Here is a 24,748-nt window from a genome sequence, read left to right as displayed (position 1 = left end):
GAGAACCGCATGCGAGATTTTCAAACTTACAGCCACGAGACCATCGTCACGCACGACCTGCATGATCAACGCCATTATGGCGCTGTCACGCATCCGATTTATCAAAACAGTCTATTTACGTTTCAGACACATGAAGAGCTGGAAAAGGCGCTTGACTATGAAGTAGGCAGTATGATTTACACCCGCGGCAACAATCCGACGGTACAAGCTCTGGAAGAGCGATTGGCCGCACTGGAGGGCGGAGAGCGAGCCAGATGCTTTGCTTCCGGTATGGCGGCGATTGCAGCTGCGATTCTATCGACTGTGCAGGCGGGAGACCATATTATCTGTGTGGACGGCAGTTACGGACCTGCCAAAAGATTAATGGAAGATTATCTGGTGAAATTTCAGATTGAGACGACTTTCGTTGACGGAAAAGACATGGAACAAATCCGGAATGCCGTACGGCCGAATACTCGTTTGTTTTACTTGGAAAGCCCGACAAGCTTCTTATTTGAATTGCAGGATTTGAGACAATGCGCTGAACTTGCGAAAAAGGTCGGTGCAAAGACGATTATTGACGGCACATGGGCAAGTCCCATTTTTCAGAGCCCGCTTACATTGGGGATAGATTTGGTTGTGCATTCGATGACGAAGTATATTTCCGGTCATAGCGATCTGATAGGGGGCGTCGTAATTGGCGCTAAACAACATATGGATCAACTGTTCCGAGAGGAGTTCCAGCTCATCGGGGGAATCCTTCATCCGCAAAGCGCCGCTTTGTTTTTGCGCGGCCTGCGCACCTTGCCGCTGAGGATGCATAAACTTCATGAAAATGGATTGAAGGTGGCCCAGTACCTGGAAACCCAGGCGTCTATTACTAAAATTAACCATCCAGGTCTAATCAGCCACCCGCAGCATGAACTGTATCGCGCGCAAATGTCGGGCTGCGGAAGCCTCTTTTCCTTCGAAACGGACATGTCGATGGAGCGCATGCGATCCTGGGCGAATAAGCTGCAGTACTTCCGCAAAGGGGTGAGCTGGGGTGGCTTTGAAAGTTTAGTGTTCATGCGTAATCAACCGGGTGGTCGGGTTATCGTCCGATTGTATGCAGGACTAGAGGAGCCGGATGATCTCATCAACGATTTGAAGCAGGCATTTGCTTCCATAGGCGCTAATCATTAACGAGTAAACTGGAACGAAAACCCCCTCAGGCTCCTGTGGCCACGAGGGGGTTTTGTCATATTTTATGAGGTTACGAACGGGATTTTCCGCTCGTTACTGCATCGGAACATTGAGGATAGCGGCTTCTATGGCATCCATCAATTGATGAAAAGTTGACATCGCTTTATCTTTATCACGGTCGGCAATGGCTTGGGCAATTATCGGGTGGAAGGGAAATGTATCTTCGAAAAGCCGCTCTTGACCGAGAGGAGCGCGTACCCAGAACTTCTCGAAGAAAGTGGACAACGATAAGATGATGCTTTGCAGCACCAAGTTTCCGGATGCTTCATAAATGGTCTTGTGGAAGTTCCTATCTGCAGCCGTCGTAATTTCAATTACTTCATAATTGCTCCGAATTTCATCCAAGTAAAGCATCATACTCTGAATCTGCTCATCCGATGCATGCTCGGTAGCGAGCTCAACAGCCAATCCTTCTAACGCTCTGCGAACTTGGCACGCTTGAATCATGAATGTTTTTTCATCTTCTACATCAATTTTCATCGAGAAGCGGTAAGACGAAGGATCATCGACATAAATCCCTTTTCCATTCTGGATTTTGACAAAATCCATCGCTTCCAGCGACCGAAGGGCTTCTCGAATCGAGGTTCGGCTAACGCCTAGCAATTGAACGATTTCTTCAATTGGCGGCAGCTTGTCCCCTTTTTGCAATCCGGACTTCCGTATATATTCAATAATTTCTTGTGCAGCAATTTCATGCAATTGCAGCTTTTTGATTTTACGCACTTTTAAGCCTCCCGATAAACTACTATAGGACTATATTATAGCATGATTGCAGGATGAAGAGATACATGGCAACATTTTGTGCACAGGCTTCACGTATACTATACTAACTTTAAGAAAAAAGTTGACGGTGGTGGCCTGATGGAACCCGAGTATACGCTATATGAACAGCAAACGATCAAGCAATTGAAACGTTGGGAAATTAAGCTTCAAAAGGCGCCAGGCTTAATAGAAAAGGCGTCGAAATCCGTGCAAACCCGCATTAACAACCTCATTCCGGATAAAGTCCATAAGACGATCACCGGAGCGGTCAAAGGCATCGTTCAGACTACATTGTTCGGTATGGATTACATGCCGAAGAATGAGCCTCTTCGAGGTGCAACATTGGCGGACAGTGATGCTAGGGCTGAAGAACTGCTGTCTCTCTATAAAAAAATCGCGGCTGCCGAAGGGGCGGGTACCGGAGCAGGCGGTATTTTGCTCGGCTTGGCGGACTTTCCGATTTTGATCGGCATCAAAATGAAATTTCTGTTTGAATTGGCGCACGCTTACGGCTATTCCACAAAGGATTACCGCGAGCGGCTGTTTATTCTGTATGTTTTTCAGCTTGCCTTCTCCAGTGCGAACAAGAAGCCGGAGCTCTTGGAGACGATTCGCAATTGGAACAAAGTTGCAAGCGCCTTTCCGCCGGCTGCGTCCTACATGGATCAGGTCGATTGGCAGCAGCTTCAGCAGGAATACCGCGATACGATCGATTTCCGGAAAATGCTGCAGCTCGTTCCAGGCATCGGGGCGGTAGTAGGCGCTTGGGCGAACTACGGTCTGCTGGAGGAACTTGGAGTGACAGGCATGAACTGCTTCCGCATACGCAGGCTGTGTGACAAAGCGGAGATTAGCATTTGGACATAAATTCGTCATATTTATCGTGTTTTTTTGTGAAAACAAGAATATGATAAAGATGTAAGTGATTTATTTCACAAACTTTAAAGAGAGAAAATCGGAGGAGAGGATCTCATGAGCAAACCGAAAGTAGTCATTTTAGGCGCAGGTTACGGTGGACTTGTCACAACGATCAGGCTTCAGAAGAAGATCAGATTCGACGAACTGGATGTGACGCTCGTTAACAAGCATGATTATCACTACATCACCACGCATCTGCATATGCCGGCGGCGGGTACTGACCATCATGACAACGCCCGCGTTGAGATTTCAGAACTGATCGACGAGCACAAAGTGCGTTTCGTGAAATCGACTGTGGAACAGATTTTGCCTGATGAGAAGAAGGTAGTGCTCGGTGACGAAATCCTCTCCTACGATTACTTGGTTGTCGGGCTGGGAAGCGAGACCGAGACGTTCGGCATTCCGGGTCTGAAAGAATATGCAATGTCGATCAAGAGCATTAATAGCGTGCGGTTCATCCGCCAGCACATCGAATATATGTTTGCGAAATATAAGATGCAGCCGCATCGCCAGGATTATTTGACGTTCGTGGTCGGAGGCGCTGGCTTCACTGGCACGGAGTTTGTCGGCGAGCTGGCGGACCACATTCCCGTGTTGAGCAGAACCTACGACGTCGACCCGGCGAGTGTGAAAATCTTCAATGTCGAAGCGTCCCCATCGGCGCTGCCTCCAGGCTTACCAAGCGATCTCGTCGAATATGGAATGGACGTGATGCGTAGAAAAGGTGTGCAGTACAAATTAGCGACCCCGATTAAGGAATGTACACCGGAGGGTGTCATTCTAGGCAACGGAGAGTTCATACGTTCAGCGACGGTCATTTGGTCGGGCGGCATACGCGGCAATTCGCTTTTGGAGAAAGCGGGTTTTGACGTACAGCGTGGGAGAGTGAAGGTGGACGCACATTTGCGTTCGCTTCAATATCCCGATGTGTTCATCACAGGCGATTGTTCCATCGTCACGGGCCCGGACGGCTCTCCATATCCGGCTAATGCCCAGATTGCCGTGCAGCAAGGCTACAATGCCGCGAGAAACCTTATTGCAGCCGTTCGTAACAAGCCTCTTAAGCCATTTGCATTTGATTACAAAGGGACAGTCGCCTCGCTCGGAAGAGGGGAAGCGGTCGGCTTGTTGAAAGTGAAGAAGGTCAAGGGCAAATTCGCAGCACTGCTCAAAAAAGTGATCGATGCCCGTTATCTGTTCCTCATCGGCGGGCTGCCGCTTGTATGGAAAAAGATGATTTTTAAACACAAAGTTACGACAAGAAATCATCACGTCTCAGGTTAAGGACAAAAAAATCGAGAAAGATAAACGAAAGCATCAGATAATCGAAGTAAATCAACGAATCACACGGTTGTAAGCGAATTATTGGATGAATGTGATGGCGCGGCATGCCTTTTTAACTTTATTCCCTCCTTTACTATGTTGCGATAAGAGAGTAGTATTCATTTCGTACATCACATTTGAATATTTCGCTGAATTTTCTACTTAGAAAAGCGGGGGAACCGAAGGTTTCATGGGGTGAATAAAGGTGCATGCATCTGCACCGATTAGGGCATATTTCTCGCGGCCCGAACCCGGCAGCTAACCTCGTAAGCGGTCGTGAGAAGGAGAACGCGTGTAAACACAAGGGCTATCCTTGTGTTTTTTTGCGTACTTAAGGGCAATGTAACATCAGACTATTAGATTTTATTGGGGGCTTACACAGAATGACTAGCGATTCAATCAAAAAAATTGTTTTCGGCAAACCGCTCAAGTCCAGCGAGATCGAATCCGAGAAAATGCAAGTTTGGAAGGCGCTGCCCATCCTGTCTTCGGATGCGCTCTCTTCGGTTGCTTATGGGACCGAACAAATTCTGCTGGAGCTTGCGACCGTGGGGGTTGCAGCCTTTGCTTTTTCCTTGCCGATCGCAATCTCTATCATCGCTCTCATCGCAATTCTGGTCATTAGTTACCGTCAGGTCATTGAGGCCTATCCGCAGGGCGGCGGAGCTTACATGGTTTCCAAAGAGAATTTGGGGATGATGTGGGGGCGGTTGACGGGGGTTTCTCTCCTAATCGACTATACGCTTACCGTTGCGGTTTCGATTTCAGCGGGGGTACAGGCGATAACGTCGGCTTTCCCGGTAACAGTGCCTTACATAGTCCCAATGGCGTTGCTCCTGGTGTGGCTCATGGTATGGCTGAATTTGCGCGGCACATCAGAATCAGGCACGGTTTTCGCAATTCCTACTTATTTTTTCATTCTTTGCGTGCTGCTTCTAGTTGGAAAAGGGATCTTCGATATGGTAACAGGACACGAACATACACAGCCTATCCATCTAGTCCCGAGTTCGGTGACGCATGGTTTAACCTTGTTTGTTCTCCTAAAAGCATTCTCATCGGGCTGCTCCGCTGTAACGGGAATCGAAGCGATTTCGGATGCGGTACCGCATTTCCGTACGCCTTCCGTCAAAAATGCCAAGAGAACGCTGGCCTCATTGGGAACGCTTTTGGCTATTGTTTTCGGCGGGGTGACCATGCTCAGTCTAGCTTATGGGATCGCTCCTGATCCGAACGGGCATACCTCCGTGTTGTCGATGGTGACCGAGCAAGCGTTTGGCCGCGGGACGATGTACTATGCAACACAGATCGCGACGATGCTCATCTTGACATTAGCTGCGAATACGAGCTTTAACGGGTTCCCCATCTTGGCCTCAATTATGGCTCAAGATAAAAACTTCCCGCGCATGTTTTCTTTCCGTGGAGATCGGCTTTCATTCAACTACGGTATCATTACGCTCGGGGTGCTGGCCAGCATTCTGCTTATCGTCTTCAAAGGTAAAACGGACGGACTCATTCCGTTGTATGCTATCGGTGTATTCTTGTCTTTTACACTGGCGCAAAGCGGCTTGGTTCGCAAATGGATTAGAGAGCGGAACGCGGGCTGGTGGCGTAAATTGCTCATTAATGGGTTAGGCGCTTTGGTTTCCTTCGCCGTACTTCTGATTTTCTGTTTTACAAAATTTGTGGAAGGCGCTTGGATCGTTATCGTTGTGACGCCATTGCTGCTTTGGTTAATAACGAAAATAAGCGCTCACTACGATGATGTTGCCAAACAACTGCGGATTGATATTGCGCATGATCGCGTATGTACCAAAGAATCGCTGATTATTGTTCCCGTCGCGGGAATTCACCGCGTTGTGGCCCAGTCGCTTAACTATGCGAAGTCGTTATCGCCCAATGTTATCGCCTTCTACGTATCTTTCTCGGAGGAAGAGGAAGAAGCGATGGAAGAAAAATGGAATAAATGGGATCCTGGCGTTCGCTTGGTCGTATTCAAATCCCGTTATCGAACCATCGTGAAACCGTTGGCCGAGTTTATCGAAAGAATTGATACGCACGTATCCGAAAAACAATCGATTATGGTGATTTTGCCGCAATTTATTCCTAAAAAGTGGTGGCACCGTCTGCTTCATAACCAGTCTGCGTCGCGAATCCGCTCGAAATTGCAATCGGATAAAGATATTGTCGTGGCGACAGTTCCTTATCATTTGCATGAGTAGGCATAACCGGGTTGACTTTTCCTATGGGCTCTTGAATAATGTGGGGAGAAACCGAGGTGATTAGTAATGGCCAAGAAAAAATGGTCGGCTGCAGCTCCGGATGCCACATCTCAAGATAAACCGGCAACACTTAAGGATCTGCTTAGCCCGGAAGTTTTAAGCAAGCTCAAATCGCAATCCGATGCGATGAAAGCCGAAGAGCAAGCGCGCAAGGAAGCTGCCAGGGAGCAGGCGGAGGCCGCGCGTAAAGCGGAAGAGAAACGGCTGGAGAACGATTTTGGACATCTGCTTAGCAAGAGCAATCTCGATTGGCGCAAGCACAAATGAAAAAACGAACAGGACGCTCTATCCTGTTCGTTGTGCTTAGCATGATGACGTTGTCCGGTTGTGGAACGGTCGGCAGTATGCCCGCAGGGACAAGTCCGTCTGCAGAGCCTTCTGCACTTCAGACGACGGCGGCGCAAGCCCCGCCGCTGGCTCCATCGCTGACAGCTACGCCGGAAGCAGCTCAGGTTTCATCCGGTAAGCTTGACGCCAAAGCTCAAAAGACTACGCTACTGAACCGCTATAGCCCATTAAGCCCCTCAAAGTGGGGCGAGCATGTGCCCGGAGTGCTGACGCATCTGCAAACAAAAGAGAAAGTCATTGCGCTCACGTTTGATGCCTGCGGCGGCAAGGAAGGCAGCGGCTATGACGAGAAGCTGATTGATTATCTCGTTAAAGCGCACATCCCGGCGACATTATTTATGAACGCGAGATGGATCGATGCCAATCCGGGCACGTTTGCCAAGCTTGCAGCGGATCCGTTGTTCGAGATCGAGAACCATGGTACGGAGCATCGGCCCTTATCGGTGAACGGAAAGGCGGCTTATGGCATCGCCGGAACAAAAAGCGTAAGCGGGGTCATCGATGAAGTTAAGGACAACGCTGACAAAATCGAAAAGCTGACGGGTCGCCGCCCTTTATTTTACCGTTCGGGTACGGCTTATTACGACGAAGTCGCAGTGCAAATTGTACAAGATCTTGGGTTCCAGGCGGTCAATTACAATGTGCTTGGCGATGCGGGCGCTACTTATAACACGCAGCAAGTTTACCAAGCACTAATGAAGGCCCATAACGGAGCTATTGTACTGGCACACATGAACCAACCGGAGAAGGATACGGCGGAAGGAGTCATAAAAGCTGTTCCCGAGCTACAGAAGGCGGGCTTCCGCTTCGTCCAGTTAAGCGCATATCCACTTGAATAACGCTACTGCTGCTTGTCAGCGCTAGCGTTTTTTCATTTCAAAAAACTCACAGGCGTTGCGATCGTAATAGGTCAAATCGCTTACTTGGGTTTGAACGACGACGGTCGTCTCGCTAAAGCGTAAAATGACGGCATTCGAATCCACGATATGATCGTCCTTAAAGACACGGACACTTGCGTTCCGGTCTATGGCTTCCTGAAAATCAATGTCCGTTATTAATCGGTGGTTCCGAGCCATATATCCAATCTCCTTACTTAAATAAAATTCTCCTCTTATTGTACCACAAGCCAAGCATTAACCACGGATTCTACGTTCGGGAGAACCCACGCCCAGATCCCCGCATACACTGTAGCACAAACGCTGTTGGTGTAGAGAGGATGAGTGATTCCCGGTGGACATTCAATTATTGCCGATTCATTGGGTATATCTGATATTTATCGGTTTTATCCTTGCCGTTTTGATCAAACGGCGCGATACGACGATGATTTGCGTCGTCGGTATCTTCGCATTGGGGCTGCTTGCAACGGAAACGCTTAGCGGCTCGGTATCCGGGGTATTCAATAGCTTTATCTATGCAACCAAAGAGCTGATGGGCACGATTATGATCATCTCGATTATCGTTGCCATGAGCCGCATCTTGATCCGAACCGGTATTAATGAAACGATGGTTGCGCCCTTGACCCGATTTCTGAGAACGCCTTCACTGGCATTTTGGGGGATCGGTCTCATTATGCTGGTGACGTCATTCTTTTTCTGGCCGTCTCCGGCTGTAGCGCTTATTGGCGCCGTGCTGCTTCCCGTTGCGGTTCGAGTCGGATTGCCTGCGCTTGGTGCAGCGATGGCCATGAACTTGTTCGGACACGGTATCGCCCTCTCCGGCGACTACATTATTCAAGGAGCTCCGAAGTTGACAGCTGATGCAGCTGGTTTGCCAGTCACCGCCGTGATGGAGGCCAGTATTCCACTCGTCATTGTGATGGGGCTAGTAACGACCGTTACTGCCTTCTGGATGATGCGGAGGGATATCAAGAACGGAACTTGGCGGGACGGCCTTGTTGCGAGCGGTTCGAGCGGGACGCTGACTTCGGACGGAGTCCAAGAAGATGCGAAAATCACACTTGCTCCCAAGGCTAGGAAATGGCTCGCCGTCATCATTCCGCTGCTGTTCGCGGCGGATGTCATCGCGATGTTCGTGCTTAACCTGCAAGGCGGGGACGCAACGGCGCTGGTCGGAGGAACAGCAGTGTTTATTCTGATTGCCGTAACCTTGCTGGCTCACGGCAATAAAGGATTAGAACAGACGACTTCCTACCTGATTGAAGGCTTCGTATTCGGCTTCAAAGTATTCGGTCCCGTCATCCCGATTGCCGCATTCTTCTACCTGGGTGACTCCGCCTTCGTGGAGCTGTTCGGCAAAGTGCTGCCGCAAGGCTCGCACGGGATTGTGGGTGACCTCGGCGTCGCGCTGGCCAATCACGTGCCGCTGAACAGCGCAGTGGGCGCGGTGACGTTAACCGTCACCGGCGCGATTACGGGGCTCGATGGCTCCGGCTTCTCCGGCATCTCCCTCGCCGGCTCGGTTGCGCAATTGTTCGCAACCGCCATTGGTACGGGCGCGGCCACCTTGACCGCGCTCGGGCAAGTCGCCGCCATCTGGGTCGGCGGCGGTACATTGATCCCGTGGGCGCTCATTCCTGCGGCAGCCATTTGCGGCGTGAGCCCCTTTGAGTTGGCCAGACGGAACCTTAAGCCGGTGCTCATCGGGCTCGCCGTCACGACGATCGTGGCGATGTTCCTGGTGTAGGTTGTCACGAAACCCCATTGCTGCCTGAATGTTACACGGCAGTAATGGGGCTATTTGTGTTATGAGTCCTATTCAATGGCAGAGTAGAAATAATGTTACAGCTTTCTCTTTTGTTATTTTTAACACAGATTCTTGCATACACACATGTTATATTGGGATTATTGAACCAAACCGCTGAAAGGGAATAGGACTTATGGATAAGTATCTAATCATCAAAGAACTAGGGCTAATTGACGATAGTCTTGTGTCTCTGAATAAATGTGTGGATATGATTTATAACATACAAAGATCGCATGGCCCATTGGTCGAAGTGATCACCATATTAAAATTTGAGAAGCCGAATTTGTATCCATTTTTAAAATCCAGACTTCAAAGTAATCCTGCATTTAAAATGTTATTCGAGGTTTCATTCGAATATCAGCATGCTAAAAAAAGTCTGGGATTGCGATAATGATCCAGCTCCATTCAAATGAGTGAATGGCATCCAATTCGTGTTACAATGAAGGATGACAAGCACACACATAGAAGGGTTGGAGGATGATGGAAGCCAAATTTTGTATGTCCTGCGGGGCGACTTTAGAGACTCGGGATGTAGACGGAACTTTGCGCAGAGCTTGTACGGTGTGCAGCTTTGTACATTGGGGAAATTATAGCATCGGCGTGGGCGCGCTTGTAATGCGGGAAGGCAAAATGCTTCTTGTGCGCAGGGCGCAGGAGCCGGGTAAAGGCAGATGGACGAATCCAGGCGGATACATTGAACAGCATGAATTGATTCATGATACGATTCAGCGTGAAGTGATGGAAGAAACCGGCATCGAAGCTGTTGTTAAGAGGGTTGTTGCCGTGCGCGATTTACCGAGAAGCATACATAATTTATATATTGCTTTTGAGATGGATTATATTAGCGGTGAGCCTGCACCTGACGGAGTGGAAGTCGATGCCGCCGGCTTCTACAGCCTGGAAGAGATGCAGTCGATGAACGTTGCCGATTTCACACGTTGGCTCATCGATGTTGCCATGCATGCCGATGCGGCGGGGCTGGTTACCGACGAGAATCCCATCGTTCCGATGGAGGGGTACGGATTGTACCGTGTACCGGATTCTCGCGTCGCCTCGAAATGAATGAGAAATCCCCTAGCGCCTCTTGGAGAGGACTAGGGGATTTTCACTTGCGCAGCTTTTTTTACTGCTTCGTATTTTTAATAAAGTCCCAACCTCCTGTAATGGGAGTTCCTTTGGTTCCTTTAGCGGTGATCGGCGTGTAGCTCATCTTGATACCGCCAAATCTTAGTGAAATCGTTTCGTGGGTATCATCGAACTTATAGTCACTGATAAAAACTGTACTTAGATCAATGGTTAGTATTGCAGCCGGTTGCAGGGCATTGCTTACAAAAACAAGCTGGCCTTTAGCGATATTTTTTCCGGTAGCCATATCCACAAATAAAGGAATGGAAGCGGAGTCAAAGGGTTTGGTGATTGTAAAGTTTTCCAGAGCTGCCTTGCCGGCGCCTGCTCCACTGCCTGCTACGGCGCTTGCCTTACTGGATACATCAAATTGAACATCGGCAAGCTGAATCCACTTTTCATAATTTTTAACTGTAGAATCTCCTGGAATCCCATCCAAATTCAGATAAACGTCATATTTGGGTTGAGGTTCGGAGGTCGATGCGGCAGAAGCGGGAACGATAGAAAAAGTAAGCGCTAACAATAATACGATGGCCATGATAAAAAATTGCTTTTTCAATGTTCTCATAATATCCACTCCCTAAAATAAATTGATACAAATTGTATTATTCGAATTCAGTATAGCTGGAATTACAGGTTTTGTATATACGCTCGCCCCAGCGCTTTTGGAATTATTATGTATTGATTTGTTGCGGTGCAATCATCTACATTTAAGTAATACATGACGAGTTTGATCCAAAAGGGGAATGACAATGACGATCGGCCTTCGGGGACATCATTTGCTTTGTTTATTAGGTTACAGGGGAATGGGATATTCCGAACAATTTTGTGAAAATATGACCGCCGTTTATGAAAAGCTGCGCAATCATCCGGAGACGACGATCCGAATCGTTCTGGGACCTGATGATCTATGCGCTGCCTATCCCGCTGACCAGGAATCGCACTGTGAAGGGAGAACCGTATACCAAAGGGATGCAGAGATTGTTGAGAAGCTGGGTCTGCAAGTAGGAATGGAGCGGAGCTGGGCCGAAATATGCAGTCAAGTTGCAGAGCATGTTGCACCTAGCGACATTGGCCATCTTTGTGCCACCTGCCGCTGGCAGCCTTACGGCGTTTGTGAGGAAGGGGTTCGCATCATCGCAAGTGGAGGGGCATTGCCGCCGGTAGAAAAAAAGACCCGCGCATAGCGCGAGCCCGGTTATTTCATCTTTTTATATGAGCACACCGACATCGGAGTTAGCCTCCAGTTTCTCTTCCGGCGATGCCAGCACATTCGCAACCATGAGCAGATCATCCATGGGCCGCAACAACGATCTGAGTGCGTAAGGATCTCTCAACTCCGGCTGCAGCCAGAGGTTAGTCTGCTCCTCGTCAAGTATCGCCGGCATTCTGCCTTGGTAAGGAGAGACCAGTGGGTTCGCTTCCGTCATCAGCATCATGCAAGTGCGCAGTTCCTCGTCGCCGGACGGAGAACGCCACACATCATACAGACCTGCGATGCCGAACGTGCCGCTGCGCATTTTAAATTTAATCCACTTGGTTTCTTTGCCTTCTGTGCGGCTAACATAAAAACCGCTGCATGGAATTACGCAGCGCTGCTTCTTCACAATACGTCTGAAGACTTCATTGGTAAATATCGAATCTCGGTCGCCGCATACGGCTTCCTTGGCCCAAAAGGGCATCAAACCCCAGCGAAACTCATCGAGAAGCCGTTCTCCCTTTTTGTTCACAACTACAGCGGAAAGGGACTCCGTCGGACGAACCTCATAACGGTTGGAGCTATAGGACAATAAACGATCAATTTGAAATTGTTTGACCAGCTCGGAGACATCGGCAAGAATGGATATCGAAGTACACATGGGCTACCACCTCATTTGATTTTGGCTATTATTTGCCTAATCCGCCAAATTCATGTATGAGGTGATGAAGCCTTTCTGGGGCAAGTTCAAATGACAAGCAGCTTCGTCATGGTTTCCATCATTTCTTGCTCGTGAAACGGTTTGGAGATGAAATCTTTGGCTCCCGCGTGGATCGCTTCGATAATCATCGACTTCTGCTCCATAGCGGAGCACATGACAATTTTGGCGTGAGGATCGAATTCTTTAATGATTCGCAGAACGTCAATGCCATTCATGTCCGGCATATTCAAATCCATCGTGGTCAGAACAGGTTTGTTATCTCGATACTTATGAATAGCCTCGGCTCCATTGGAAGCTTCCAGCACATCGTAACCCATCTTGGTAATAATTTGCCGTAAAATTCCTCTAAGACTTTTGACATGATCCACAACGAGAATCTTAGTTGCCATAGCTGCTTCCTCCTGTTCTACTATATGTTTTCGGAGAGAAGCGAAGATTTTATTAGGGCTTTTTATTAGTAATTCATTCCACACTGTATGAGTGAATTCGATTTTTTCCGCTGCATGTGTAGCGAATGACGGTGGCAAACCTGCTGTCATGTAGAAAATTACGGCAAGTAGTAGTAAGAAACTCCTGCCTCTTAGCGAAGTATAGGCAGGGGAGGTTCATCAATATTGTAAAGAATCTTCATCCAATAAAGCAAGGAATTTACATCGATGAGCGAAGAAATAATTGCTAAAGAATGGATTTAGATAAGGAAATTTAAGGTAAAATCTGGTATTGTTATAATTATAGACAAAATAAATCTATGATTGCATTCAAGGCGTGATGTGCGACGCGGAACGTGCCTTGGAACAATATTTACATGGGAGTACCATCGCGGAAATTGCTGAGCGGACAAACGAACAACTCACATCATTTTTGAAAAAGGAGTCGATGTAACATGGTTATTGATTGTGCCATTATTGGTGGAGGCCCCGCCGGCTTAAATGCTGCCCTAGTGCTCGGGAGAGCCCGGAGGCAAGTGGTTTTGTTTGATGATAACAAGCCTAGAAATGCGGTGACGCAGGAGTCGCACGGGTTCATTACGAGGGATGGCGTGAAGCCCGGTGAATTCCGCGAGATTGCCCATCAAGACATAGCGAAGTATCCTTCGGTTCAATTTCAAGGTGAAAGAGTCGTGCAATTGATCAAGGAAGATGAAGAAGGAGGCGCGTTTCAGCTCATCACGGATTCTGGAGCGTCTTATCGGGCCCGTACCGTTCTTCTCGCAACAGGGTTGAAAGAAATTGTACCTGACGTGCAGGGAATTCGTGAATATTACGGTAAAAGCGTATTCAACTGTCCCTATTGCGACGGTTGGGAGTTAAAAGACAAAGCATTGGTCGTTATCGCTGAGAATCAGCATGCTTTTCATATGGCAAAGGTCGTATATAACTGGAGCAAAGACGTTGTTCTTTGCACGAACGGCAATGATATTGTGACGCCAGAGCAGAAAGAAGTGTTGTCCAATAAGGGAATTCGATGCTATGAGCAGAAAATTGCCTCCCTGCATGGAACAAACGGGATGTTAGAGAAAATTGTTTTCGAGGACGGCTCCGATTTGCTTAGGGATGGCGGCTTCGTTACGATCGGCTGGTCGCAGGCTACTGGATTTGCCGAGACGCTGGGTCTCGAGCTAAACTCTCTCCAAGGTATCGTCACAGACGTCTTAGGCAGAACAAATGTTAAAGGCGTCTATGCTGCAGGCGATATGTCCGTCAGCGGACCTGCTCAGCTAATTGGGGCAGCAGCGGAAGGAAACCGGGCGGCCATTGGCGTTAACTCGGATTTAATCGAAGCGGAATTTAATTGATTCGTTGCATTCAAAAGAAAGAGCGGGATCCCAGATATAAATGGGTTCCAGCTCTTTTTTATTTGCGGGTGGAGCTTTAGCCATAACCTTTGAAAAATTGTGATTTCTTACAAAAATCTAAATATTTTTTTTGAGCAAATGTCGGATTGTATAGGATTCCATAGTTAGTTAGGGATATTTAACGCACCAAGTGTTAGTTTATGTAACAAACAGTTTACATTTTTTACATCGGTTAATGATCCAACGAAGAGGGGGGTTCCATTGATCTCATTTCAACAAGTAGAGAAGCATTACGGTGATTTTCATGTGCTCAAAGGGATCAATCTTCAGATTAAACAAGGTGAGGTCGTTGTTGTTGTCGGCCCATCCGGATCGGGTAAGAGTACAATGTTAAGGTGCATCAATCGTTTGGAAGCGATTACAAGTGGCGAGCTTATCGTAAACGACTACAAGGTCAGCGATAAGAAAACGAACATTAACGAAATGCGCCGGGATATTGGGATGGTGTTCCAGCATTTCAATCTGTATCCCCACAAGAAAGTCATCGACAACATCACGCTGGCGCTAATCAAGGTGCGCGGTATGGCGAAGAAAGAAGCCGAAGAGGTGGCGATGTATTACCTCGAGAAAGTCGGCATCCAGGATAAAGCGCAGCGCTTTCCTTCACAACTCTCGGGTGGTCAGCAGCAGCGTGTGGCGATTGCAAGAGGGCTTGCGATGAAGCCGAAAATTATGCTGTTTGACGAGCCTACCTCCGCACTGGATCCGGAAATGGTCGGCGAAGTGCTAGACGTTATGAAGACGCTGGCGCATGAAGGAATGACGATGGTTGTCGTCACGCACGAAATGGGTTTTGCCCGTGAAGTGGCCGACCGCGTCGTGTTTATGGACAAAGGCCAGATCGTAGAAGAAGCGCCGCCCGGCGAATTCTTCTCTAACCCTCGCGAGGAAAGAGCGAGACTGTTTTTGAATCGGGTTTTAAATCACTAAACATATAGAGGGGAGCAAGTTCAAATGATGACAAGAAAATGGATGATGAGTTGTTTCACGTTTATGTTGGCCATGGTATTCGTATTATCGGGGTGTGGAAACAACGCCAAAACTTCGGGGGGCGCGACAGGCACACCGGCTTCGAGCCCGGCAAGCAGCAGCGCGCCAAGCAGCGCGAAACCGGCAGGCGGCGCTTCCGTGCTGGATGAAATTAAGAGCAGAGGCAAGCTTGTCGTTGGCGTGAAGTACGATACGAAGCTGTTCGGTTTGAAAAACCCGACTGGCGGCGAAGTTGAAGGTTTCGACGTTGATATTGCGAAAGCGTTAGCCAAAGAGATCCTTGGCGACGAGAAGAAATTGGAGCTGAAAGAAGTTACCTCCAAGACACGCATTCCGATGCTCGACAACAAAGAGATCGATATGATTGTCGCTACGATGACGATTACCGAAGAGCGTAAGAAACAAGTGGAATTCTCCGATGTTTACTTTAAAGCCGGTCAATCCCTGCTTGTGAAAAAAGGCAGCCCGATCAAGAGCATCGCGGACATCAAGAAAGGCACAAAAGTATTGGCTGTGAAGGGCTCCACTTCCGTAACGAACATTAAAGCGAAAGCGCCTGATGCTACGGTGCTGGAGTTTGATAACTACCAGGATGCATTTAGCGCATTGAAAGCAGGTCAAGGTGAGACGCTGACGACGGACAATGCGATTCTTTACGGCATGATGGCGCAAGATAAGAACTTTGAAGTGGTAGGCGAGCCGTTCACCGATGAGCCTTACGGCATCGCGATGAAGAAAGGTGAAACTACCCTGCAGACGGCTGTCAATGAAGCGCTGAAGAAGCTGCAAAGCAATGGCGAGTATAAAAAGATTTATGAAAAATGGATTGGCCAATCGCCATCCAAGTAAGTGAATGATGGGTGGCTGCCGCCACCCATCTTCTGTATATGAGGGGGGAGCGTATGCCGGAATTCTCGATTTTTACCGACTATTTCGACATCTACATGAAGGGCTTCGGCAACACCATTATTGCCAGCGTAATTGCATTGATCGGCAGCTTTGTTCTGGGAACGATCATTGCCATTTTCCGCATCTCGTCCGTGAAGCCGCTGAATTGGATCGGGACAGCTTATGTGGAGTTTATTCGTAACATTCCTTTGCTGCTTGTTGTTTTTGTGTTTTTCTACGGATTGCCCTCTGTAGGCATCACACTAAGCGGGTTTGTCTGCGGAACCGTAGGCCTCACGGTTTACACAGCTTCGTTTATTGCGGAAGCGATCAGGGCCGGCATTATGTCGGTACCGAAAGGACAGTCCGAGGCGGCGCAAGCATCTGGTTTGACCTACATCCAAACGATGTGGCATGTCGTCCTGCCGCAAGCGGTCAAAATTGTTATTCCACCGCTTAGCAACCAATTTATTAACCTGGTTAAGAATTCATCGGTGCTCGGTGTATTCGCCGGCTTCGATCTGATGTATTTCGGCGATCAGGTCGCCATGGAGACGTATGCGACATTCGATACTTATGTTTTTGTCGCTTTGCTTTATTTGGTGCTGACGCTTCCGCTCAGCTATGTAGCGCTGCGATTGGAGCGCAAGCTGGCCCGGAGCGGCTGAGGCCGGTCTTCGCGCCATACTTGGAGGGTGAATGAATGGACATTTTACATGCTTTTTCGCCGGATAACATAAGATTTATTTTTGAAGGCTTTTACATGACGCTGAAGGTAGCTTTTATCTCCATTGTGTTAAGCTTTGTAGTAGGCTGTGTCGTAGGTACGATTCGTTACACGAAAATGCCTGTCATATCGCCGATTTTGGGTGTATTGGTAGAACTTATCCGTAATTTGCCGCTCTTATTGATTATATTTTTTACATGCTTCGCTTTGCCTGATATCGGGATTAAGCTCGGTGTCATGAACTCGGCCATCGTTGCTTTGACGGTGTTCGAAGGTGCGATGATTGCGGAGATTGTGCGAAGCGGCCTCATTTCCGTTGACAAGGGGCAAGTCGAGGCAGCTCGTTCCTCAGGTCTTAGCTATGTGCAAACGCTGTGGCACATTGTGCTCCCGCAGGGGCTGCGCCGCATGGTGCCACCACTGGTCAGCCAATTCATTTCGCTGCTGAAGGATTCGTCTCTGGCGGTTGTGATCTCATTGCCGGAGCTGATGCATAATGCGAAAATCGTAATCGGTCAAAGCTATAGTTATACGATTCCGATTTTGCTGCTGGTGGCGATTCTTTACTTCGCCGTCAATTATGCGCTATCCCTGGCGGCACGCAGATTGGAAACGAAATTAGCGTAAGAGAAGGGGCTCGCAGTATGGCACATTTAAGTGTGGAAATGATGATCTTCGTGATCGTCGGCGGCTTCTTAGCGGCCTATGTGGATTCAGTCGTTGGGGGAGGGGGCCTGATTGCGGTCCCCGTTCTGCTCGCTACAGGGCTGCCCCCGGCGGTTGTGCTAGGAACGAATAAGCTGGCCAGTACGATGTCGTCCTTGACGAGTACGATCTCCTTCATGCGATCGGGCAACGTGGATTTGAAGACGGTGCGCGGATTATTCTTGCTGTCGCTGACAGGGGCGGTAAGCGGCACCATGGTGCTGCGCCAAATCCCTTCCGATTTTTTGAAACCGCTAGTTATTGTCATGCTCGTTGGGATTGCGATCTATACGGTAATGCGCAAAAGTTGGGGCGAGCAGTCCACGTTTCACCAATTCTCCGCTAAAACAGCCTGGCTCATGGGGATCGCCGCATTTGGCCTCGGCTTTTATGACGGATTCTTCGGACCGGGCACAGGTTCGTTCCTAATCTTCACTTTCCTTATGCTGGGGTTCGATTTTGTCAAAGCGGCCGGCAATGCCAAAGTGCTGAATTTCGGCAGCAACATTGCGAGCTTGGCTACTTTCATAGCGATAGGCTCTATCCATTACGGGGTGGGCATACCGATGGGACTGGCGATGATCTGCGGGTCCTTGCTTGGTTCACGCATGGCGATTCGTAAAGGCGCCTCTTATGTGCGGCCGTTGTTCCTAACCGTCTGTGTGCTGTTAATCGGCAAACAGATCTGGGATTTGTTATAACCCTATGAAATTAACCCTATCTTGATTTACAATAGATTTACAGTTTGGGGGTGAGATGCTGGGACGCTTAAAGAACGAAGGCTTTCAAATGATGCTCGTCGCTATCGTAACAGCCATAGCCGGTGAGTTCAAAATCACCCCTTTTAGCGGCGAAATGTTTCGAATCGGGCTGGGCAGCAGCGCTTTTCTCCTCTGTCTGTTATTAATGCGGCATCTGCCTTATGCGTATTCGGGACTCATCACTGGAATTACGGTGCTGCTGTTCCGGACGGTGGAGGATGGAATCACTTCGGCAGGGATGTTTTCATTAGGCGGCAGTATACAAACGCACTTCTCGTCTGCACTGTATTACATCGCCTATGGGATTGCCATGAGCCGCATACGGGGGAAATGGCCTGAGTTGCATCCGTTTCTCTTGGGCGTATGTCTTTCAGCCATTGACATTGTTTCCAATGAGCTAGAGCTGTTAGCTCGAAGCTTCATCTTCGATAGGCCTTACATGTATTCGGAGCAGTGGATGCTCATTACCGTGACCGCCATAGTGCGGAGTTATTTTGTAGTCGGCATATACAGCAGTGTCACAATCAGTCAGATGCGGGCACTTCACAGCGAGCAGCAGAAACGTATTGAGAAGATGCTGAATACGAACAGCGGCTTGTATGGAGAAGTATTTTACCTGCAAAAATCCATGGATACGATCGAGCAGATCACGGCCAAAAGCCACAATCTCTATGAGAAAGTCAACGGCTCGGGACTCAAAAGCTATTCTCGTACCATTTTGGAAATTACACAACAGATTCATGAAGTGAAAAAAGATTCGCAGCGCATTCTCGCCGGTCTGCTAAAACTCTTCGATCGGGATATCGCCTCCGAGATGAGGCTGGCCGAGGTGGTTGAATTTTCCATCAAATCGAATCGGGGTTATAGTGCGATGCTGGGTAAAGATATCGAATTTCACAGCGAAATCCGCACGGATTATTTGACGGATCATTTTATACCGCTCTTAACGGTTCTCAATAACCTTATATCGAATGCCGTGGAAGCGATTGAGGTGCAAGGGAAGATTCTTATCCGCGCTTATGAACAGGGTGATGCGACCGTTCTGGTTGTATCGGACACGGGGACGGGCATTGCCGAGCAGGCCAAGGGGATGATTTTCGAACCGGGCTTTACGACGAAATTCAATCAGGAGGGCTTCGCTGCCACAGGGATCGGCCTCTCCCATGTTCGTGATATTATCCATGCTTTGGGCGGAGACATTCATTTGCAGTCTGGCGAGCAGATTTCTCAGACTACCTTTGTCATTACTTTATTGACCGATACGTTGAAAAAAGGAGCGTAGAGATCATGCTGACATTCGGAATTGTCGACGATGATGCGGTTAGCAGGCTGATGCTGCAAACGATTATCGAAAAAGCTGGGCTTGGCGAAGTCGTAGGGACGGCCGGTGGCGGAAGTGAAGGGGAAAAAGTGCTGTTGGAATCGAACCCGGACGTTGTGGTTATCGATCTGTTAATGCCTGACCAGGATGGGATCGAAACGATCATTCGCTTGAAGGAACGCGGGTTCCAGGGAAAATATGTGATGATTTCGCAAATTGAAAATAAAGAAATGATCGGCAAGGCGTACCAGGCCGGCGTTGAATTTTATATCCAAAAGCCAATCAATCGAATCGAAGTGGAAGCGGTGCTGTCCAGAGTCAACGAGCAGTGGAAGATTAATCGTTCCTTGAATGAAATTAAGGAGTCGTTAACCAAGCTGAGCCTGTTGAACATGGGACAAGAGACCGCCCGGAAAAAGCGCACCGCCCGCGAGGTCATGCAGCCCATTTTCATGGATTTGGGGATTGTCGGCGATAGCGGCAGCAGAGATTTGATCGAAATTATCGAGCATCTGACCGGCCATCATAAGGCGGACGGGATCCCGCCGCTCAAAGAGCTTTATGAGACGGCTGCCCGCGCGCACAAAGTTCGTGAAGCGGAAGTGGAAAAGGAAGGCAAAGCGGCCGAGCAGCGCATCCGCCGCACTGTTATGGCGGCACTGACGAACATTGCCAGCATCGGTCTGACCGACTACAGCAACCCTAAATTCGAGCACTATGCACCGCTATATTTTGAATTCCAGGACGTAAGATTGAAGATGAAAGAAATCGATGAGAACGAAAAGCCGGAGAAAGGCAAAGTGAACATCAAAAAGTTCATTCAAGTGTTATATCTCGAAGTCATGGATAAAATGCGGAGTGAACAGTAGCGCGGATGTTAGGCGGAGCGCCTGTTGTGAATGCGGCGCTTCCTGTGATATATTGGGAATTGACATATAATGAGAGTTTAAATAGGAGGTGAAGGTAGGATGAATCTGGAGTTGGTAAACAACCGTGTGAGCCAGTTACCCATTGCGATGGCTGGCATCGTTCATGTATTTGGTAAAGACGGGAGAAGTCTGTCCATTTTCGAACATACGGTATTACCACTCACGAAAAGACGCCTACCTTAACCTCAGACGGATGCATCCGTAAAGGTCGTAGGGAATTTTCCTGCGGCCTTTTTGCGTTGTTAGTTTTGGGGGTAATTTCGGGATAGGGTCTTCAACCAATAGGAGGATCCTTTACGATGTTAATCATTAATAGCCAAAACGTTAAAAAATATCACGGTGCTCAGCTTGTCTTAGAAGATGTAACTTTTGACATTCATCAAGGAGAGCGGGTGGGGCTCGTCGGCCGCAACGGAAGCGGCAAATCGACACTGCTGCGCTTGATTTCCAAGATGGAGAAGCCCGACGAGGGCCAATTGACCGTCCGCAAGGATATGCGGATCGGATACCTGGCGCAGATTCCCGAAGAGTGGGAATCAGGCACGGTTTACGACGTGCTGGCCGCGAGCTTCCGCGAGGTGCGGGAGTGCCGCGCCAAAATGGCGGAGCTGGAGTCGCGGATGGCGCAGCCTGACGCTGCAAGCGGGCAAGGGCAGCTGGAATTGCTGCTGCGGCAATACGCGGAGCTGCAGGAGCGCTTTGAGCGTGAGGGCGGCTACGAGCTCGACGCACGAATCGATCAAGTGGCGACCGGGTTGCGCATCGCCCGGGAGTTCTACGAACGGCAATTCGCCTCGCTCTCAGGCGGCGAGAAGACGAAGATTGCGCTGGCCTCCCAGTTGATCGGCAAGCCGGACCTGCTGCTGCTGGATGAGCCGACGAATCATCTGGATTTGTTCGGGGTCGAATGGCTGGAGGAATTCCTCGGCAAATATGAGGGGGCTTGTATGATCGTATCACACGATCGTTACTTTCTGGATCGTGTCGTTACGAAGATCGTAGAGCTGGAAGACGGCGAGTCGTCAACGTATCATGCTCATTACACGGGCTATATGAAGGAGAAGGAAGAGAGACTTCTCCAGCAATTCGCGGATTATCAGGAACAGCAGAAGAAGATTAAGAAGATGAAAGAGACGATCAAGAAGCTGACCGAATGGGGGCGGGTCGGAGATAATGAAAAGTTCTTCCGCCGCGCGGCGTCAATGCAGAAAGCGCTGGATCGCATGGAGAAGCTGAAGCGACCGGTTCTGGATCCGAAAGCGGCCGAATTTGATCTCAAGACGGAGGACCGCTCTGGAAAGAGAGTGATTCGCTTCGAAGATGTGAGCAAGCGTTACGGCACCAAATCCGTGCTTCAACAGGCCAGCGGCCTGCTGGAATATGGCGAGAAAGTGATGCTCGTCGGGCACAACGGTTCTGGGAAAACCACGCTGCTGCGGCTCATACTCGGGGAGGAGCAGGCGGATGACGGAGCCATGGAGCTTGGAGCTCGTGTAGACATCGGCTACCTGGCTCAAGAGGAGTATCCGGCGGATCAGAAGCAGACGGTGCTGGACTATTTCCGCGAGGAGGCACGAATGGAAGAGGGGGAGGCCAGAGGGCGATTGGCATCTTATTTGTTCTATGGGTCCGACGTGTTCAAGCCGGTCAGCCAGCTTTCGGGCGGTGAGTGGACGCGGCTCCGGCTAGCGCTGCTTGTGCTCCGCAAGCCGAACCTGCTTATTCTTGATGAGCCGACGAATCATATGGATATCGTATCCCGCGAGGCGTTGGAGGAAGCGCTGGATGAGTTTCCCGGCACCGTTCTGGCCGTGACGCACGATCGCTACTTTATGAATCGGCTGTCCCGCAAAATATGGGAGCTCGACGGCGGCCGAATTACGGTCTTCTTAGGCAACTTCGACGATTATAAGGAAAAAAGCAGGCAACTGCGCAGCACGGAGGAGAAAAAGCCTGCGACCGGCGCTCCAGTAAAGCGAGCGTCACAGGCTGTCCCGGAAGTGAAGCGCACAAAGGTGCATGCGGAGGAGCAGGAACGGCAGAAGCTGGAGCGGCAGATCGCCAAGGAAGAAGAACGCTTGGCCGGCCTTGACCGCCAGCTGCAATCGCTAGGCGATGATGCAGACACCCATGAGCTCAGCCGGTTATGGACGGAGCGTGAAACGGTGCAAGGGCAGCTCAATTCGCTCTATGAGCAGTGGGTGCAAGCGGAAGAACGGATAAACGAATAGTCAGCAGAAGGGGAGCGGGAGCTCCTCTTTTTTTGCTTATTCCAATTGTAAATATTTACAACAAGACAAGAGCCGCAAAATTAGATACCCTATTCCTAATTCAAAATTTGACAACTAGGAGTGCATCATGAATTCGCATCAAGCAACCAAGACAGCTTCAAAAAGCAGTGAGCGTTTTAGCAAGTCCGGTTTTATTTTAGCGGCAATCGGCAGCTCGGTCGGTTTGGGAAATATGTGGAAGTTCCCTTATATTACCGGGAAGCACGGCGGTGCCGCATTTTTCTTGTTATTCATTGTATGTCTAATCATTGTCGGTTTACCCATTTTGCTGGCTGAGATGACCATTGGACGCGGCGGTCGCGGCAATGCTTCGGTCTCTCTGGTGAACTTAACGGGCAAAAAGTATTGGGGCGCCTTCGGCCTTCTTTCGATCCTAACCGCTTTTATGATTATGTCTTATTATGCGGTTGTGGCGGGGTGGACGCTGCATTACACGTTGGAATCATTTACAGGGCTCTTGTTTCAATCCGGCTCTGATTATAAAGGTAAATTCCTGTCGTTCGCTGCCGGATACTGGCCTTTATTTTGGCAGGCTGTCGTTATGCTCATTAGCGGTTGGATTATTGCTAGAGGGGTTTCCGGTGGGATCGAGAAATTTAATAAAATATTAATTCCCGGCTTCTTGATCATTTTGTTGATTTTGATGGTGCGCTCGTTGACTCTGCCCGGTGCTGCGGAAGGCGTAACTTTTTTCTTAAAACCTGACTTTTCCAAGCTGGACGCTGAGTCGGCACTCGTTGCACTAGGACATGCTTTCTTCTCCTTATCGCTCGGTATGGGGTGCATGTTGACTTATGGGGCCTATGTGGATAAAAAGCAATCGTTAGGCGGTGCGACGCTCGCCATCGGATTCGGCGATTTGGTCTACGCCTTCATTGCGGGTCTGGTCATTTTCCCGACTGTTTTCTCGTACGGTCTTCAACCTGGAGAAGGGGTAGGTCTTGCCTTCATGGCCTTGCCGGCCGCTTTCTCGCAAATGCCGTTCGGTTTCTTCTTCGGCGGGTTGTTCTTCCTGCTGTTGGCGATTGCAGCGCTCACTTCCGCAATTTCCATCCTGGAAGTTCCTGTTGCCTACGCCATGAGCAAATGGAACTGGAGCCGTCCCAAAGCGGCCGTATACATCTCCGTGCTGTGCTATCTGGTCGGCGTCCCGGCTGCTTTGTCTGTTGGAGGCGTGCTTAGCCCATTGCAAATGGGGGGTAAAGGGATTTTTGACTGGATGGATTTTATCACATCGTACATTCTGATGCCGTTTGGCGGGCTTATCGTAACGCTCTTTACGGGGTATGCATGGAAGCGCGCGGGCGAAGAAGCGGGTCTAACCGGCTTTTGGTACCGGGCTTGGATGTTCCTGCTCCGGATTATCTCGCCAATCCTCATCGTTCTCGTGTTCTTATATTCGGTTGGCATCATTAAAGTATAATCTTGCTTGTGGAAACCGTCCCTTTTTAGGGGCGGTTTTTTCTTTGACTAAGAATGTTTAAGAGGCTGTCGATTTATTGGGGATAGTTTTGACGTGAACGGAAACATGCAGAGAATGTATATGATTTTTCGGATTTATTTACAGAATCAGGGCCCAAATCGCGTTTTGTGTATGAATTTTCGAATAGAATCGACTGATTCGATGTGTGCGCCGCTCATTTTGTAAGATTTTTCGCATACATTTTGTGGTCTCCCGCA

24 protein-coding genes and 1 riboswitch are annotated in these 24,748 nt (G+C 49.1%); of the genes, 19 read left to right on the top strand and 5 right to left on the bottom strand.

The genetic code is table 11. The annotated features are described in order from the left end of the window. Positions 1-9 precede the first annotated feature (9 nt). Positions 10-1,164, top strand: coding sequence for a trans-sulfuration enzyme family protein (locus ACFQZT_RS16420; RefSeq protein ID WP_379301716.1), 1,155 nt, complete (start codon positions 10-12; stop codon positions 1,162-1,164). 93 nt (positions 1,165-1,257) lie between these two features. On the opposite strand, the gene ACFQZT_RS16415 is transcribed toward ACFQZT_RS16420, so the two are convergent. Continuing rightward, positions 1,258-1,947, bottom strand: coding sequence for a FadR/GntR family transcriptional regulator (locus ACFQZT_RS16415; RefSeq protein ID WP_379301714.1), 690 nt, complete (start codon positions 1,945-1,947; stop codon positions 1,258-1,260). A 138-nt stretch (positions 1,948-2,085) separates the two neighbouring features. On the opposite strand from ACFQZT_RS16415, the gene ACFQZT_RS16410 reads away from it, so the two are divergent. The 5 genes from ACFQZT_RS16410 to ACFQZT_RS16390 all read left to right on the top strand — a co-directional run bounded on the left by ACFQZT_RS16410 (position 2,086) and on the right by ACFQZT_RS16390 (position 7,693). Next, entirely contained in the window at positions 2,086-2,853 is a 768-nt protein-coding gene (locus ACFQZT_RS16410) for an EcsC family protein (RefSeq protein ID WP_379301712.1), read from the top strand. Between the two features lie 105 nt (positions 2,854-2,958). Then, positions 2,959-4,188, top strand: a complete 1,230-nt coding sequence (locus ACFQZT_RS16405; RefSeq protein WP_379301710.1) for an NAD(P)/FAD-dependent oxidoreductase — start codon at positions 2,959-2,961, stop codon at positions 4,186-4,188. Positions 4,189-4,364: 176 nt separating this feature from the next. Continuing rightward, positions 4,365-4,515, top strand: a riboswitch (cyclic di-AMP (ydaO/yuaA leader). A 95-nt stretch (positions 4,516-4,610) separates the two neighbouring features. Beyond that, entirely contained in the window at positions 4,611-6,446 is a 1,836-nt protein-coding gene (locus ACFQZT_RS16400; protein WP_379301708.1) for an APC family permease, read from the top strand. A gap of 66 nt (positions 6,447-6,512) precedes the next feature. Then, on the top strand, positions 6,513-6,773 hold the full coding sequence (locus ACFQZT_RS16395; RefSeq protein ID WP_379301706.1) for a YqkE family protein: 261 nt from the start codon (positions 6,513-6,515) through the stop codon (positions 6,771-6,773). Continuing rightward, positions 6,770-7,693, top strand: coding sequence for a polysaccharide deacetylase family protein (locus ACFQZT_RS16390; protein WP_379301704.1), 924 nt, complete (start codon positions 6,770-6,772; stop codon positions 7,691-7,693). The genes ACFQZT_RS16395 and ACFQZT_RS16390 overlap by 4 nt, the downstream gene beginning before the upstream one ends. 21 nt (positions 7,694-7,714) lie before the next feature. Here the strand turns inward: ACFQZT_RS16390 and ACFQZT_RS16385 are convergent, their stop codons facing one another. Then, positions 7,715-7,930, bottom strand: a complete 216-nt coding sequence (locus ACFQZT_RS16385) for a hypothetical protein (RefSeq protein WP_379301702.1) — start codon at positions 7,928-7,930, stop codon at positions 7,715-7,717. Between the two features lie 154 nt (positions 7,931-8,084). Here ACFQZT_RS16385 and ACFQZT_RS16380 point away from each other — a divergent pair, with 154 nt between their 5' ends. Together ACFQZT_RS16380 and ACFQZT_RS16375 are read left to right on the top strand one after the other, a co-directional pair. Continuing rightward, positions 8,085-9,497, top strand: coding sequence for a hypothetical protein (locus ACFQZT_RS16380; RefSeq protein WP_379301700.1), 1,413 nt, complete (start codon positions 8,085-8,087; stop codon positions 9,495-9,497). Between the two features lie 540 nt (positions 9,498-10,037). Then, positions 10,038-10,619, top strand: coding sequence for an NUDIX domain-containing protein (locus ACFQZT_RS16375; RefSeq protein WP_379301757.1), 582 nt, complete (start codon positions 10,038-10,040; stop codon positions 10,617-10,619). A 61-nt stretch (positions 10,620-10,680) separates the two neighbouring features. Here ACFQZT_RS16375 and ACFQZT_RS16370 read toward each other — a convergent pair whose 3' ends face one another. After that, positions 10,681-11,250, bottom strand: coding sequence for an Hcp family type VI secretion system effector (locus ACFQZT_RS16370; protein ID WP_379301698.1), 570 nt, complete (start codon positions 11,248-11,250; stop codon positions 10,681-10,683). Between the two features lie 184 nt (positions 11,251-11,434). Here ACFQZT_RS16370 and ACFQZT_RS16365 point away from each other — a divergent pair, with 184 nt between their 5' ends. Continuing rightward, on the top strand, positions 11,435-11,869 hold the full coding sequence (locus ACFQZT_RS16365) for a DUF1284 domain-containing protein (RefSeq protein ID WP_379301696.1): 435 nt from the start codon (positions 11,435-11,437) through the stop codon (positions 11,867-11,869). Positions 11,870-11,893: 24 nt separating this feature from the next. Here the strand turns inward: ACFQZT_RS16365 and ACFQZT_RS16360 are convergent, their stop codons facing one another. Together ACFQZT_RS16360 and ACFQZT_RS16355 are read right to left on the bottom strand one after the other, a co-directional pair. Further along, the gene (locus ACFQZT_RS16360) at positions 11,894-12,541 is read right to left on the bottom strand and encodes an SOS response-associated peptidase (RefSeq protein ID WP_379301694.1); all 648 of its coding nucleotides are present in this window, start codon (positions 12,539-12,541) and stop codon (positions 11,894-11,896) included. Between the two features lie 86 nt (positions 12,542-12,627). After that, complete coding sequence (locus ACFQZT_RS16355; RefSeq protein WP_379301692.1) at positions 12,628-12,990, bottom strand: response regulator; 363 nt, start codon at positions 12,988-12,990, stop codon at positions 12,628-12,630. Between the two features lie 494 nt (positions 12,991-13,484). Here ACFQZT_RS16355 and ACFQZT_RS16350 point away from each other — a divergent pair, with 494 nt between their 5' ends. The 10 genes from ACFQZT_RS16350 (at position 13,485) to ACFQZT_RS16305 (ending at position 24,491) form a co-directional block, all read left to right on the top strand. Further along, positions 13,485-14,396 (top strand): NAD(P)/FAD-dependent oxidoreductase, encoded by a 912-nt coding sequence (locus tag ACFQZT_RS16350; protein ID WP_379301690.1) that lies wholly within the window; start codon positions 13,485-13,487, stop codon positions 14,394-14,396. 261 nt (positions 14,397-14,657) lie between these two features. After that, entirely contained in the window at positions 14,658-15,386 is a 729-nt protein-coding gene (locus tag ACFQZT_RS16345; protein ID WP_379301688.1) for an amino acid ABC transporter ATP-binding protein, read from the top strand. Between the two features lie 24 nt (positions 15,387-15,410). Further along, positions 15,411-16,295 carry a glutamate ABC transporter substrate-binding protein gene (locus ACFQZT_RS16340; RefSeq protein WP_379301686.1) on the top strand — a complete coding sequence of 295 codons (885 nt, stop codon included), beginning with the start codon at positions 15,411-15,413 and terminating at the stop codon, positions 16,293-16,295. Between the two features lie 53 nt (positions 16,296-16,348). Continuing rightward, the gene (locus tag ACFQZT_RS16335) at positions 16,349-17,002 is read left to right on the top strand and encodes an amino acid ABC transporter permease (protein WP_379301684.1); all 654 of its coding nucleotides are present in this window, start codon (positions 16,349-16,351) and stop codon (positions 17,000-17,002) included. A 35-nt stretch (positions 17,003-17,037) separates the two neighbouring features. Further along, positions 17,038-17,688, top strand: coding sequence for an amino acid ABC transporter permease (locus ACFQZT_RS16330; protein WP_379301682.1), 651 nt, complete (start codon positions 17,038-17,040; stop codon positions 17,686-17,688). A gap of 17 nt (positions 17,689-17,705) precedes the next feature. Beyond that, the gene (locus ACFQZT_RS16325) at positions 17,706-18,467 is read left to right on the top strand and encodes a TSUP family transporter (protein WP_379301680.1); all 762 of its coding nucleotides are present in this window, start codon (positions 17,706-17,708) and stop codon (positions 18,465-18,467) included. Positions 18,468-18,522: 55 nt separating this feature from the next. Next, positions 18,523-19,809, top strand: coding sequence for an ATP-binding protein (locus tag ACFQZT_RS16320; RefSeq protein WP_379301678.1), 1,287 nt, complete (start codon positions 18,523-18,525; stop codon positions 19,807-19,809). Positions 19,810-19,814: 5 nt separating this feature from the next. Further along, positions 19,815-20,717: a response regulator gene (locus ACFQZT_RS16315; protein WP_379301676.1), complete on the top strand. Its 903-nt coding sequence runs from the start codon at positions 19,815-19,817 to the stop codon at positions 20,715-20,717. Positions 20,718-21,076: 359 nt separating this feature from the next. Further along, positions 21,077-23,008 carry an ABC-F family ATP-binding cassette domain-containing protein gene (locus ACFQZT_RS16310; RefSeq protein WP_379301674.1) on the top strand — a complete coding sequence of 644 codons (1,932 nt, stop codon included), beginning with the start codon at positions 21,077-21,079 and terminating at the stop codon, positions 23,006-23,008. A 127-nt stretch (positions 23,009-23,135) separates the two neighbouring features. Further along, positions 23,136-24,491: a sodium-dependent transporter gene (locus ACFQZT_RS16305; protein ID WP_379301672.1), complete on the top strand. Its 1,356-nt coding sequence runs from the start codon at positions 23,136-23,138 to the stop codon at positions 24,489-24,491. Positions 24,492-24,748: the final 257 nt, after the last annotated feature.

The sequence above is a fragment of the Paenibacillus sp. GCM10027628 genome, assembly GCF_042676385.1.
Taxonomy (GTDB): domain Bacteria; phylum Bacillota; class Bacilli; order Paenibacillales; family NBRC-103111; genus Paenibacillus_E.
The sequence above is the reverse complement of the archived record's forward strand: the minus strand, read 5'-3'. Positions and strand labels throughout refer to the sequence as shown.

What these genes read in the sequence shown, in the direction of transcription:
- ACFQZT_RS16420 (WP_379301716.1), top strand. Translation starts at nt 10, where the DNA reads ATGCGAGATTTTCAAACTTACAGCCACGAGACCATCGTCACGCACGAC.
- ACFQZT_RS16410 (WP_379301712.1), top strand. Translation starts at nt 2,086, where the DNA reads ATGGAACCCGAGTATACGCTATATGAACAGCAAACGATCAAGCAATTG.
- ACFQZT_RS16405 (WP_379301710.1), top strand. Translation starts at nt 2,959, where the DNA reads ATGAGCAAACCGAAAGTAGTCATTTTAGGCGCAGGTTACGGTGGACTT.
- ACFQZT_RS16400 (WP_379301708.1), top strand. Translation starts at nt 4,611, where the DNA reads ATGACTAGCGATTCAATCAAAAAAATTGTTTTCGGCAAACCGCTCAAG.
- ACFQZT_RS16395 (WP_379301706.1), top strand. Translation starts at nt 6,513, where the DNA reads ATGGCCAAGAAAAAATGGTCGGCTGCAGCTCCGGATGCCACATCTCAA.
- ACFQZT_RS16390 (WP_379301704.1), top strand. Translation starts at nt 6,770, where the DNA reads ATGAAAAAACGAACAGGACGCTCTATCCTGTTCGTTGTGCTTAGCATG.
- ACFQZT_RS16385 (WP_379301702.1), bottom strand. Translation starts at nt 7,930, where the DNA reads ATGGCTCGGAACCACCGATTAATAACGGACATTGATTTTCAGGAAGCC.
- ACFQZT_RS16375 (WP_379301757.1), top strand. Translation starts at nt 10,038, where the DNA reads ATGGAAGCCAAATTTTGTATGTCCTGCGGGGCGACTTTAGAGACTCGG.
- ACFQZT_RS16370 (WP_379301698.1), bottom strand. Translation starts at nt 11,250, where the DNA reads ATGAGAACATTGAAAAAGCAATTTTTTATCATGGCCATCGTATTATTG.
- ACFQZT_RS16365 (WP_379301696.1), top strand. Translation starts at nt 11,435, where the DNA reads ATGACGATCGGCCTTCGGGGACATCATTTGCTTTGTTTATTAGGTTAC.
- ACFQZT_RS16360 (WP_379301694.1), bottom strand. Translation starts at nt 12,541, where the DNA reads ATGTGTACTTCGATATCCATTCTTGCCGATGTCTCCGAGCTGGTCAAA.
- ACFQZT_RS16355 (WP_379301692.1), bottom strand. Translation starts at nt 12,990, where the DNA reads ATGGCAACTAAGATTCTCGTTGTGGATCATGTCAAAAGTCTTAGAGGA.
- ACFQZT_RS16350 (WP_379301690.1), top strand. Translation starts at nt 13,485, where the DNA reads ATGGTTATTGATTGTGCCATTATTGGTGGAGGCCCCGCCGGCTTAAAT.
- ACFQZT_RS16340 (WP_379301686.1), top strand. Translation starts at nt 15,411, where the DNA reads ATGATGACAAGAAAATGGATGATGAGTTGTTTCACGTTTATGTTGGCC.
- ACFQZT_RS16335 (WP_379301684.1), top strand. Translation starts at nt 16,349, where the DNA reads ATGCCGGAATTCTCGATTTTTACCGACTATTTCGACATCTACATGAAG.
- ACFQZT_RS16330 (WP_379301682.1), top strand. Translation starts at nt 17,038, where the DNA reads ATGGACATTTTACATGCTTTTTCGCCGGATAACATAAGATTTATTTTT.
- ACFQZT_RS16325 (WP_379301680.1), top strand. Translation starts at nt 17,706, where the DNA reads ATGGCACATTTAAGTGTGGAAATGATGATCTTCGTGATCGTCGGCGGC.
- ACFQZT_RS16320 (WP_379301678.1), top strand. Translation starts at nt 18,523, where the DNA reads ATGCTGGGACGCTTAAAGAACGAAGGCTTTCAAATGATGCTCGTCGCT.
- ACFQZT_RS16315 (WP_379301676.1), top strand. Translation starts at nt 19,815, where the DNA reads ATGCTGACATTCGGAATTGTCGACGATGATGCGGTTAGCAGGCTGATG.
- ACFQZT_RS16310 (WP_379301674.1), top strand. Translation starts at nt 21,077, where the DNA reads ATGTTAATCATTAATAGCCAAAACGTTAAAAAATATCACGGTGCTCAG.
- ACFQZT_RS16305 (WP_379301672.1), top strand. Translation starts at nt 23,136, where the DNA reads ATGAATTCGCATCAAGCAACCAAGACAGCTTCAAAAAGCAGTGAGCGT.